Source organism: Staphylococcus sp. EG-SA-15 (genome assembly GCF_017151895.1).
In the GTDB taxonomy this organism is placed as follows: domain Bacteria; phylum Bacillota; class Bacilli; order Staphylococcales; family Staphylococcaceae; genus Staphylococcus; species Staphylococcus aureus.
Window position 1 is genome coordinate 271545 of record NZ_JACVZN010000001.1, and the last position, 13033, is coordinate 284577.

The 13033-nt window shown below is 32.3% G+C and carries 12 protein-coding genes; 5 read left to right on the plus strand and 7 right to left on the minus strand.

The window, feature by feature from the left end; genetic code table 11:
- Positions 1-50 precede the first annotated feature (50 nt).
- The 5 genes from IDG64_RS01335 to saeS all read left to right on the plus strand — a co-directional run bounded on the left by IDG64_RS01335 (position 51) and on the right by saeS (position 3886).
- Positions 51-635: a hypothetical protein gene (locus IDG64_RS01335; RefSeq protein ID WP_000604990.1), complete on the plus strand. Its 585-nt coding sequence runs from the start codon at positions 51-53 to the stop codon at positions 633-635.
- Between the two features lie 279 nt (positions 636-914).
- Positions 915-1355, plus strand: coding sequence for a DM13 domain-containing protein (locus IDG64_RS01340; RefSeq protein WP_001093560.1), 441 nt, complete (start codon positions 915-917; stop codon positions 1353-1355).
- 341 nt (positions 1356-1696) lie between these two features.
- Positions 1697-2170: a DoxX family membrane protein gene (locus IDG64_RS01345; protein ID WP_001037807.1), complete on the plus strand. Its 474-nt coding sequence runs from the start codon at positions 1697-1699 to the stop codon at positions 2168-2170.
- Entirely contained in the window at positions 2145-2831 is a 687-nt protein-coding gene (saeR, locus tag IDG64_RS01350) for a response regulator transcription factor SaeR (protein WP_000149344.1), read from the plus strand. Before IDG64_RS01345 ends, saeR begins: the two co-directional genes overlap by 26 nt.
- A complete protein-coding gene (gene saeS, locus IDG64_RS01355) occupies positions 2831-3886 on the plus strand; it encodes a two-component system sensor histidine kinase SaeS (RefSeq protein ID WP_000244415.1) in 1056 nt (351 codons plus the stop codon). The genes saeR and saeS overlap by 1 nt, the downstream gene beginning before the upstream one ends.
- Positions 3887-3957: 71 nt before the next feature.
- Here the strand turns inward: saeS and csbB are convergent, their stop codons facing one another.
- The 7 genes from csbB to IDG64_RS01390 all read right to left on the minus strand — a co-directional run bounded on the left by csbB (position 3958) and on the right by IDG64_RS01390 (position 12838).
- Entirely contained in the window at positions 3958-4941 is a 984-nt protein-coding gene (csbB, locus tag IDG64_RS01360) for a lipoteichoic acid-specific glycosylation protein CsbB (protein WP_000702781.1), read from the minus strand.
- 131 nt (positions 4942-5072) lie between these two features.
- Positions 5073-5912: an aldo/keto reductase gene (locus tag IDG64_RS01365; RefSeq protein ID WP_000931239.1), complete on the minus strand. Its 840-nt coding sequence runs from the start codon at positions 5910-5912 to the stop codon at positions 5073-5075.
- A gap of 221 nt (positions 5913-6133) precedes the next feature.
- Complete coding sequence (locus tag IDG64_RS01370) at positions 6134-7483, minus strand: hemolysin family protein (protein WP_000450257.1); 1350 nt, start codon at positions 7481-7483, stop codon at positions 6134-6136.
- A 220-nt stretch (positions 7484-7703) separates the two neighbouring features.
- A complete protein-coding gene (nagA, locus tag IDG64_RS01375; protein WP_001292247.1) occupies positions 7704-8885 on the minus strand; it encodes an N-acetylglucosamine-6-phosphate deacetylase in 1182 nt (393 codons plus the stop codon).
- 307 nt (positions 8886-9192) lie between these two features.
- Entirely contained in the window at positions 9193-11151 is a 1959-nt protein-coding gene (locus tag IDG64_RS01380; protein WP_001266541.1) for a PTS fructose transporter subunit IIABC, read from the minus strand.
- A 5-nt stretch (positions 11152-11156) separates the two neighbouring features.
- Positions 11157-12077, minus strand: coding sequence for a 1-phosphofructokinase (pfkB, locus tag IDG64_RS01385; protein ID WP_000640731.1), 921 nt, complete (start codon positions 12075-12077; stop codon positions 11157-11159).
- Positions 12074-12838 (minus strand): DeoR/GlpR family DNA-binding transcription regulator, encoded by a 765-nt coding sequence (locus tag IDG64_RS01390; protein ID WP_000972699.1) that lies wholly within the window; start codon positions 12836-12838, stop codon positions 12074-12076. The genes pfkB and IDG64_RS01390 overlap by 4 nt, the downstream gene beginning before the upstream one ends.
- Positions 12839-13033 lie beyond the last annotated feature (195 nt).

Sequence of the window (13033 nt, forward strand, 5' to 3'; positions counted from 1 at the left end):
ATATTAATTGATATAATAGTTGATTGAAGTATAACGAACAGGAGTCCATCATGATTTTATATATATTAATTAATATTGCTATCGTCGTACTTATAACTGGATTCAATTTATATAGGCATCAAATGCAACATTTATCATTAAGTGCAATGTTGTTATCTATTACGATAAACGCCTTTATAAATACATTCATAATTGATAAATATAACTTTATTACTCTGTGTACTATAACGATGTTTATCATTTGGACGATACTACAGTTTTACATTGATAAAAAATTAAAACCTGTATACATTACAGACCAAAAATTTATTGCTATCATATTAACGATTGTTGTCAGTTTAACGCAACGTGTTACCGACTTTTCAAGTACACAATCAATATATATGTCTATTCCATTTTTAGCCCCTGCAATTTTCATCATTGGTGGTATTATGTTGTTTATTTCAACATTTAATAGCTTAGATGAAACTGCTGAAAATAATAACAAAATAAAGAAACTAATGATTAAAGGACTTATCATTATTAACATTTCATTTATCGTTATGATGGTTTTAACACCATATTGGTACTTGTATTTAATCGTCTATCTTATTTTCTTGTTGTTTTTATTGTGGCAAAAGGTTTATAAATTTTAATACCAAAACTATAAAACACTTCTGATATTCTTAGTTCAAAATATCAGAAGTGTTTTATAGTGTTATCTAGTTCAGATAAATATTTTCTCACCTAAAAAAATGCCCTCCTCTTATTTTGACTCCTATTTATTTAAATCAGACAATTATTTTCATTTTCAAATTATTCTTTCTTCAATATTAGTTAAGCGATATTTAAACGAAGTTAAGAATTAGTTAATGGCATATTATTTGCCTTCATTTTAAACTTAACTTATCAAATTGAAGAAATGAGGAGTTAGCATGAATACAAAATATTTTTTAGCAGTTGGTGCTGTTGCCTCTGTATTAACTTTAGGCGCTTGTGGTAATTCTAATTCACAAGATCAAGGTAACAAAACTGAACAAAAAACAAAGTCAGAAGATAGCAATGTTAAAACTGATAAAACAAAACACCTAACAGGTACATTCAGTTCTAAAAACGGTGAAACTGTTGAAGGTAAAGCTGAGATTAAAAATGGTAAATTAATGCTTACTAACTACAAATCATCAAAAGGTCCAGATTTATACGTCTACCTAACAAAAAATGGCGACATTAAAAACGGTAAAGAAATCGCAATGGTTGACTACGATAAAGAAAAACAAACATTTGATCTTAAAAATATAGATTTAAGCAAATATGATGAAGTAACAATCTATTGTAAAAAAGCTCACGTCATCTTCGGCGGCGCTAAATTAAAATAATCAATTTCTGAGTTAAACTTTTATTTACAACATACTATTACTATACATTACAAATTTTAAAAATATACATTACACTCATTACTCAATGGAAAGCGTATGATTTCACAGCCCCCCTAGCTTGTAGAAATCATACTTTCCTTTTTTCAATATATATACAACTATTAAATCCCATAAGATTGCAGAGCACATAAGTAAATTTTTTTAGAGCTTGAGGTTTGTTTAGCTTAAGCAACCCATGAGCTCAAACACTTCCTGTTCACATAACACTACAAATCGCATTATGTTGCTTAATCTTATGTTTATATAAATTACACACAATAAATAGAAAGAATGTGAACATCATGAATAAATTATTGCTACTCGTTACATTTATCATTCGTGTGGGTTCAGGTATTGTTATGTTAATGCAAGGCTACGAAAAATTAACGGGCGGATTTACGCTGAAAGGTTTAGTACCAGTCATCGCTAACAATACTGATTCACCAGAGTGGTATAAGTGGTTTTTCGCAAATATAGTTGCACATACGACGTCATTATTTGATATTGTTGTCCCACTCGGAGAGATTGCAATTGGATTAGGTTTAATTTTTGGAGTTTTTGCATATGCTGCTAGTTTCTTTGGAGCCTTTGTTATGATAAATTATATCTTAGCAGATATGATATTTACGTATCCTCTTCAATTAACTTTCTTTATCCTTTTACTAATGAGTCACTCATTGTTAAAACAGATTTCACTTAAAGAAATCATTAATTACTTTAGAGGTCGTAAGAACAGAGGTGAAAAAATAGATGACCCACTTACTGATCGTGGATGATGAACAAGACATTGTAGACATTTGTCAAACCTATTTTGAATATGAAGGTTACAAAGTAACAACGACAACTAGCGGTAAAGAAGCAATTTCTTTACTATCAAATGATATTGATATCATGGTACTTGATATCATGATGCCAGAAGTTAATGGTTACGACATTGTCAAAGAAATGAAAAGGCAAAAATTAGATATCCCCTTTATCTATTTAACTGCCAAAACACAAGAACATGATACCATTTACGCCTTAACTTTAGGTGCAGATGACTATGTCAAAAAACCATTTAGTCCAAGGGAACTCGTTTTACGTATTAATAATTTACTTACAAGAATGAAGAAATACCATCATCAACCAGTTGAACAACTGTCGTTTGATGAATTAACACTTATTAACTTAAGTAAAGTTGTGACTGTAAATGGTCACGAAGTCCCTATGCGTATTAAGGAATTTGAGTTATTGTGGTATTTAGCTTCTAGAGAAAATGAAGTTATTTCTAAATCAGAATTACTTGAAAAAGTTTGGGGATATGACTATTACGAAGATGCTAATACCGTGAATGTCCATATACACCGTATTAGAGAAAAATTAGAAAAAGAGAGCTTTACAACATATACCATCACAACTGTATGGGGATTAGGATATAAATTTGAAAGGAGCCGATAATGGTGTTATCAATTAGAAGTCAAATCATTATTGGCGTCGTATCGAGTATACTATTAACTTCAACTATTTTAGCAATTGCATATATTTTAATGTGGTTTAACGGCCATATGACACTAACTTTGACCTTAACGACAATAATTACAAGCTGTTTAACCTTATTAATATGTAGTATTTTTATTAATCCACTTATACAAAAAATTAAGCAGTTTAATATAAAAACTAAGCAATTTGCTAACGGAAATTACGCAAGCAATGATAAAACGTTTAATTCACCAAAAGAAATTTATGAATTAAATCAATCTTTTAATAAAATGGCTTCTGAAATTACGCAACAAATGAATCAAATTAAATCCGAACAACAAGAAAAAACAGAACTGATTCAAAACTTAGCCCATGATTTAAAAACACCTTTAGCAAGCATTATTTCATATTCTGAAGGACTACGTGATGGTATAATCACTAAGGATCATGAGATTAAAGAGTCATACGACATATTAATTAAACAAGCAAACAGATTATCAACATTATTTGATGATATGACTCATATTATCACTTTAAATACAGGTAAAACATATCCCCCAGAATTAATACAACTAGACCAATTACTTGTATCAATATTGCAACCATATGAGCAACGTATCAAACATGAAAACCGCACATTAGAAGTGAATTTCTGTAGCGAAATTGATGCATTTTATCAATATCGAACGCCACTTGAGCGTATTTTAACAAACTTACTTGATAATGCGCTAAAATTTTCAAATGTTGGTAGTCGCATTGATATTAATATTAGTGAAAACAAAGATCAAGATACTATCGACATTGCTATTAGCGATGAAGGTATTGGCATTATACCAGAACTACAAGAACGTATATTCGAACGTACATTCAGAGTAGAAAACTCTCGTAATACAAAAACGGGTGGTTCTGGATTAGGCTTATATATAGCTAATGAACTCGCGCAACAAAATAACGCAAAAATCAGTGTAAGCAGTGATATAGATGTAGGAACTACGATGACTGTAACATTACACAAATTAGACATTACGTCATAATCCGATTTATTTATAAAATAAAATGCAAAGACTAAAAAGAAGCTCCCATTAATGAGGGCTTCTTTTTTTGTTTATTTAGAATAAACTTTATGGGTATCCTTCTCATCATTTTCAATACTTGAAAGATTTGTAGCTTGAATAATATATTTAGGACGTGCCTTAACTTCATAATATATCCTGCCAATATATTCACCTACAACACCAATTGAAATTAACTGTATGCCGCCTAATAATAAAATAGCTGCAATCGTTGAAAAATATCCTGGAATATTAACACCAGATATCATAATATTGATGAATAAATAGATAATATATAGCACGCTTATTGAAAAGATAAACAAGCCAAGATAAATCATCATTCTCAAAGGTTTACTATTAAAGGAAATCAATCCATCAATACCATAATTAAATAACTTTTTAAAGGACCACTTAGATTCCCCTTTTTGTCTCTCAACATTTTGATACGTAAACACTTTAGTATTATAGCCTATCCATTCAAATAACCCTTTTGAAAATCGATTATATTCTTCAAGTGATGCAATGGATTTAACAGCTCTTTGGCTTAAAAGTCTAAAATCACCAACACCATCATCAAATTGTACTTCTTCTACAAAGCAATTAACTAACTTATAGTACAAATGGCTTAATGTTTTGCGACTAAAATTTTCACCACTTCTATCACGCTTTGCAATCACTTGATCATAGCCTTCCATAAAACCTTCAACCATTTTCGGAATATATTCAGGTGGATGTTGCAAATCACAATCTATCATGATGACTGCATCAAATTCAGTACTATGCTGGTAACCTGCAATCATAGCTGCTTCTTTTCCAAAATTTCTACTAAAAGAAATAAAGCTGACATGCCTATCTATTGTGGCAAGATGTTGCATTTCATCTATAGTGGTATCCGTACTACCATCATCTATGAAAAGCATATTATAATCATAGCCTTTCACACTACTATCTTGTGAAAGTATTTCAGTTAATTGTTGATGTGTTTGTGTAATGACTTCCCCTTCATTAAAACAAGGAATGACGACTCTAATTTTCATCTATGTCCATCCTTTTTATTTAAAAGATTTTGAATGTACCTGAGTATTGTTTTATCAAATAGTAAAAACCAACTCATTTATTTTAATGTACACATTAAAAGGCATTCATAAACGTAAAATTTAACATCCAGTTATTTTAAATCCCCAATTTTCACATCATCTGGATTTTTACCTTGTCTTGCATTTCTATTTAAAGCATCAATTTCAGCTACTTCTGTTAATTCTAAATTAAAATCTAAAATATCTATATTTTCTTGAATGCGTTTAGGTGTCTGAGATTTTGGAATAATAATTCTATTGTGTGCTAAATGCCAACGTAATACAACTTGTGCTGGTGTTTTATGATATTTTTCAGCAATTTTAACAATGACAGGGTTGTCTAGTAGTCCTCTATTTCTCATCAAAGGCATCCATGCAGTCACTTTAATATCGTGACGATCACAAAATTCTTGTAATTCTTGTTGGTTAAAATATGGATGTACCTCAATTTGATTCACCATTGGTTTGATACTTGATTGAGCCATTAATTTTTCTAGATGATGAACATTAAAATTACATACACCTATTGCTTTTACCTTACCTTGCTCGTAAAGTTCTTCCATAGCTTTATATGTTTCTAAAAATAGACCATCTGCTTCACAAGGCCAATGTATTAGAAATAAATCAAGATAATCAGTTTGTAAATTTTCAATCGATTTGTTGAAATATTCGAATGTTTTCTCATAACCTTGATAGTCATTCCATAACTTCGTTGTTATAAACAAATCTTCTCTATCGACGCCATTATCCTTTAATGCTCGTCCTAGTGAAGCCTCATTATCATAAAAGTATGCTGTATCAAACGCTCTATAGCCTGCGTCAATTGCAGCATTTACAACTTTAGTCATATCTTCGTCAGAGATTTTATAAACACCTAATCCAACTGAAGGCATCGGGTATCCATTATTTAATATTTGTATCTCATTCAACATCTTTATATCTCTCCAATCTATGTATCTTTTATATCTTTACATTACCCTAAATTTTTCAATAAACTCAATTAATACGAATTATCGCTTTCAATAAAAATTATTCATTAAATCATTAAAGATATTGAGTTCCAATACTATTTTCACTTTTCATTAATTTTAGTCAAAAAAATAACCAACCAAAAATGAATTAAATCATTCTTAGTTGGTTTATATATTAATATCTATTCTGATTTTTCATCTTCATCAGACTGTCCGATAGTAGGTCTCGCTTCATTAAATTCATAGTTTAATATCACCCAAATAATTTGGTGGTTATCGATTTCTGAAACAACCCAGCGATCATAAGTTGTATCCACGTAATCATCTTTTTGTAAATTGGTATTACGAGATTGTAACCATCCACCTATCGTATCAATATCCTCAGAGTCATCAAATTCTATACCGAACTCTTCAGTTAAATCATCCAATAGTACTCTGCCATTTACTTGGAATGTCTTATTATCAATTTTAACGATATCATTCACTTCATCATCATCAAATTCATCACGAATTTCTCCAACGATTTCTTCTAAAATATCTTCCATCGTTAAAATACCTGCCGTTCCACCATATTCATCTATAATAAGACTCATATGTACATGTTCACGTTGCATTCTAATTAATGCATCACTGATACGTGTTGTCTCTGAAATCATTGGCAACTCATGTATATAGTTTGCTATTTTAATCGTTTTTCCAGAAGCGTATTCAGTTAAAAATTCTTTGACGTTAATAAATCCTTTAATGTGGTCTTTATCACCATCATCAGTAATTGGATAACGCGTAAATTGATGTTCTTTTATTGTTTCTAGTAATTCGTCTACATTAAAAGGTTCATTTAGTGTAATCATTTGAGTTCTAGGTACCATTATATCTTTTGCATGTCTTTCATCGAATGAAAAGATATTTTGCATATATGCCAATTCAGTTTGGTTGATTTCTCCACCATTATAACTATTGTTAATAATAATTTTGATTTCTTCTTCTGACATTGCATCAGTTTGGGCATCAGGATTTACACCAAACATTCTAATAATAACACGTGCAGAACCATTCATCAGCCAAATCAATGGTTTCATAATGTTACCGAAATAGAACAATGGTCTTGCATATACTAAAGCAAGCTTTTCAGTATGTTGAATAGCTATAGATTTAGGCGCTAATTCACCAAGTACTACATGCAAATACGTAACGATTATAAATGACACTGCAAACGAAATCGTCGTCGTTAATGCAGTTGGTAAATTGATTGCTTCAAATATTGGGTGTAATAGCTTTTCAAACGTTGGTTCACCAAGCCAACCTAACCCTAAAGATGTTACTGTTATACCTAACTGACAAGCAGAAAGATAATAATCTAGATTAGCAATCATCTTTTTTACTATTTTAGCAGGTTTATTTCCTTCATCTGCTAGCTGTTCAATTCTTGTTGCTCTAATTTTTACTAATGCAAATTCTGAACCAACAAATACAGTGGTTAATGCAATTAATAGAATAAATATAATCAAACTAATTATGGTCGAAGTTTCCAATTAATTCCCTATTTCTAGGGATTCACCTCCATGTTATATGTGTCACTCATGGGTAACACGCATTCAAATTTATCACTATGACTTAAATTACAACTACATGTTATCGCCTTCCCATTTAGACACCCCCAGAAAAAAATGTTATTACTTCTATTTTATCATAATATAAAGTGCTTATGTTAACAGATTAAATCTATTGCATACATTTAATTATGATTATTTATTAGCTAAATGTGTGAACCTTGCCTTGTTTTATTGTAGATTTTACATTCATATCATCATCTAGAATAACAAGATCTGCATCCTTATTTACTTTAATACTACCTTTTCTATCATCGATACCTAATGCAATGGCTTGATTTAAACTTGTTACTCGCCATAAATGATCTAATGTATCACCTGTAAATGATATTAAGTTACGTAACCCATGATTCATTTTTAAAATACTACCAGCAAGCGCACCATTTGCAAGACGTGCTTGTTGCGATTGAACAGTTACTTTTTGTCCACCCAAATCATATTCTCCTTCAGGCATACCTTTTGCACGCATTGCATCGGTAATTAAATAAAAACGTTCATTACCTTTCATACGGTAAGCAATTGCAACCGATGCCGGATGAGAATGAGTGCCATCAACAATCATTTCGGTATGTAGAGCATCATTCAACCATGCTGCTCCAAAAACACCTGGTTCTCTATGTTGGAATGGCGTCGCTGCATTATATAAATGCGTGACATGTTTAGCTCCTCGCTCAACAGCTTCAACTGCTTCTTCGTATGTTGCTACTGTATGACCAATTGAAAAAATAATGTCATCTTTATACGTTTCAAGCGCTTCTTTTGCACCTTCAACTTCAGGTGCAAACGTCATAATCTTTATTAATCCGTTAGCAGTCTCTTGAAAATGTTTAATTTTATCGATAAATGGGCGTACAACGTATTGCGGATGTTGAGCACCAACTTTATTTTCAGATATAAATGGTCCTTCTAAATGTATACCTACAATTTCCGCTGCATTGTGAACATCTTGCTCCGCTTCATATTTAGCAATATTTGTAAGTGCATTATCTATTTTATCAGTCGATTGCGTCATTGTAGTGGCCAAGTATGATGTCGTCCCTTCAGACAACAAATTTTCGGATAGATATTTTAAGCCATCGTATGACCCATCCATTGCATCTTGACCATAACCACCATGAATATGTATATCAATAAAACCTGGTAATACATGATGACCTTTAGCATCAATCACTTGAATTTTATTTGTCGTATCATTATCAATTGCTGCTTTATCATCCACTTCTCCAATTGCAACAATCTGTCCATCTTTCACATGAATGTAACCATTATCGATTTTGCCATCTTCAGTATAAACTTTGCCGTTATATATAATTAATTCTGACACGTATAAACCCTTCTTTATTTATAAATTTTCACTTTAAGACACTCATATTTTACTATATCTGCTTCGTTTGGCATAACTTTTTGCAAAATATTAAAAAAGTCTATACATTTGTGGTGTCTATTTCTTCATTCATTTATCTAAAAATAAAAACACTTTCATATCAATTCATAAAAACTGAATTAATAGAAAGTGTTTTTACAGCTTTGTATAAGCTACCGTTAACACGATATATAAAACTAACATATATTCATTGAACATACAACTTAATATGAAGCTCTTTGCTAACAATCATTTTACATCATTAAAACTACTCGTCCATTGATTTTGAAGCTTCGATTTCTGTTTCAGTTAACTTTGGTTTGATTAAACCGTAAATTAATGCTGAAACTAATGTGCCAACTAGAAGTGCAATAAGAGTTTGAAGTAAGTGTGCACCATCAGTACCAACAATTACAATAATACCACCATGTGGCGCAGTAATTCGTGAACCTAAGCCTAAAGCAATTGCGCCACCTATACCTGAACCAATCATCATTGAAGGAATAACACGTAATGGATCGGCAGCTGCAAATGGAATCGCACCTTCTGTAATAAATGACATACCCATCACATAGTTAGGGATAATTGAACCACGTTGTTCTTTTGTAAATTTACGTCTAAAAATTAACATCGCTGTCGCAATTGCTAACGGTGGAATCATACCACCAATCATTGCAGCTGTAATTGGTGCTGCATTACCTTCAATCAACGCACCTGTTGCAAAAACATATGCCGCTTTGTTGAATGGACCGCCCATATCAATCGCCATCATAGCGCCAATAACTAAACCTAATAATACAATATTAGAACCTGATAAATTGTTTAATCCATCTAATAACAAATGATTTAACCAAGATGCTGGTGGATTAAAGGCATAAATCATCAATAAGCCTGTAGCTGTTACTGTCAATAGTGGGTAAATTAATGTTGGTTTTAATCCCTCTAATGCTTGTGGTAACTTACGTGTCATCGCTTTAACACCTTGTGTTAAGTAACCTGCTAAGAAACCTGCAATAATACCACCAATAAATCCTGAACCACCTGAAATTGCTAACATACCACCTACAAGACCTGAAGCGAAACCAGGTTTATCCGCAATACTACGTGCAATGAATCCAGATAAAATTGGAATGATTAACGCGAATGCACTTTTACTACCTATGTTCCAAAGCTGCTCTGCAAACGCATTGTACTCTGAGCTTTTTGGATTAAATGAATTTGCTCCAAATAAAAATACAATTGCCATTAAAATACCACCAGATATTACAAGTGGCAACATGTTAGAAACACCGTTCATTAAGTGTTTATAGAATGCTTTACCTGGGCTTAATTTTTCTTGACTGTCATTTGAGTTACCTTTTCTTTGACCATCACGGGCAACAAAAGGTTTACGACTTGTATCTAATGCTTTATTAATTAATTCTTCTGGGCGTTTAATACCATCTGCTACTGGTACTTCTACGACATTTTTACCATCGAAGCGATCCGTCTCAACATGAACATCAGCAGCAACAATGATACCTGTTGCATTTTCAATATCTTGTTCAGTTAAATGGTTTTTAATGCCGCTTGAACCATTCGTTTCTACTTTAATTTTAATACCCATCTTATCCGCTTGTTTTTTCAATGCGTCACGTGCCATGTACGTATGTGCAATACCTGTTGGACAAGCAGTTACTGCTAACACATATGGCTCGTTAGATTGTTTAGATGATTGTTCTGCAGTTGCAACTTGTTGTGCTTCAGCTTCTGCCTCTTCTTCTTTTGTCACTTCATCATCAGCCTCATCTATAATCGCTAGTACTTCTTCAGGTGATGAAGCATGTAATAATTTCTCACGTACATTTTCATCCATTAAAATACCAGACAACTTAGCTAAAGCATCTAAATGTGTTTGGGCGCCACCTTCTGGCGCTGCTATCATAAAGAATAAGTGTGCTGGTTGCATATCCAAACTTTGATAATCTACACCTGCTTTAGATTTACCAAATGCAATAGCTGGTGACTTAACTGCGGCCACTTTGGCATGTGGAATGGCAATACCTTCGCCGATACCAGTTGTACTTTGTGATTCTCTATTGTGAATCGCTTCCTTAAATGACGCGACATCACTTAATTTACCTGCTTTGTCTAATTGATTTACTAACTCATCAATAACACCATTTTTGTCATTTGCCATTAAATCCATTGCTATCGTATCTTTTGTTAATAACTCTGTTACTCTCATTATTTTCACTCCCCATCAAGTACGCTAATCGTAACTTGTGATTTTATTTTTTCTATAGCGTCCCGTGTTGCTAAGTCCTCATCAAATGCCGTGGCAGTACCGCATGCGACTGCTTGTTGGAATGCTTTTTCAATCGTTAAACCTGAAGCAATTCCAGCCACCATGCCTGCAACTGTACTATCACCAGAGCCAACTGTATTAACCACTTTCCCTTGTGGATTAACTGCTTTAATACTGATTTCTTTATCAATATAAATAGCACCATCACCGCCAAGCGAGACAATAACAGATTGCGCACCTTTATCAACTAACAAACGACCATATTTAATAACATCTGCGTCTGAGTTCACTGTTGTATTAAACATCACTTCTAATTCATCTTTATTAGGTTTAATAAATAGTGGGTGATATGGTAAAACGCTTTCAGCCAATTCTTTTTCAGCGTCGACTACTAATTTAGCACCTGTCTGTGCTGTAATTTGTGCAATTTGCGCATACGCATCGCTTGGAATACTACTTGGTACACTTCCAGCAACAATAACTATATCTTTGCTTGTTGTATTTTTAATTTGTTGTAACAGTTGTTCAAATTGTGTTGACGTTATATGAGGACCCGGTGCATTGATTTCTGTTTCTTGTCCTGTTTTTAATTTCACATTAATACGTGTATCTTCATCAACTTCAATAAAATTCGATTGAATTGCACTGTTATTTAATGTATCTATAATGAATTCTCCAGGAAATCCACCTGCAAATCCCAAGGCAGTTGACTCAACATCCAATGTCTTTAAGACGCGCGAGACATTAATACCTTTCCCCCCAGCGAATTTATATGTTGCTGTTGCTCTGTTCAAACCATCAATTTTAAAATCATTCGTAAAAATGACATAGTCAATTGAAGGATTGAAAGTCACTGTATAAATCATAAAGTCCCTCCTATAAAGTGATACTTTTGTTGGTATTCTTTTAACGATTCTTGATTTAATGCTTTTTCAGATGTGATGATTGTCGTACTTTCTAGCAAAGGTACACGAGCAAAATATACTTTATTAAACTTAGAATGATCAATAAGTACAAATGATTGATTGGCTAATGACATTGCTGTTTGTTTAACTAATGCCTCTTGCTCATCGGGAGTAGTTAATCCAAGTTCAATATCTAATCCATTCATCCCGATAAAAGCTTTATCGAAACAATATCGTCTTAATATCTCCATGGCACTAGAACCAATCGTAGCAAGTGTATTTTCTTTAACTTGACCACCTAGCATAATTGTTTTAATACCTTTTTTAAGTAAAGCTTCTACATGTGTTAAACCATTGGTTACCACAATGATATCTTTCGCTTGAATATATTTAATTAGCTCCAATGTAGATGAACCAGCATCGATAAATAAGCATTCATTATCGTTGATTTGATTAGCTGCTATTTTAGCAATCATTTTCTTTTCATCAAGATTCGTTGCTAATTTTTCAGTTAAATTCGCCTCAACCATACGATTTTCTTTTAACATTGCACCACCATGCACACGTTGCAATTTCCCTAATTGTTGTAGTTTAGATAAATCTCTTCGTATTGTTGAAGCACTGCACCCAGTTCGATCTATTAATTCTTGTAAAGTCAAAAAATCTTTGTGCGAAAGTTCTTCTAAAATTAACTCGTGTCTTTTTTCTGTAATTATCATCATCACCCCATCTCACTCTGTATTATAATGAGTACGCTTTCACTTTTCAATCATAAATTACCAAAAACAATCACAAACACTCAAATTGTGAAGATAAAATTACATTTTTATGTTCAAATACTCAATTATAATGACTGTTTATGATCGTAAAATGCTAATTCAATCAAAAAGGAGTGTGGCAGAAATGAATTTTATAAA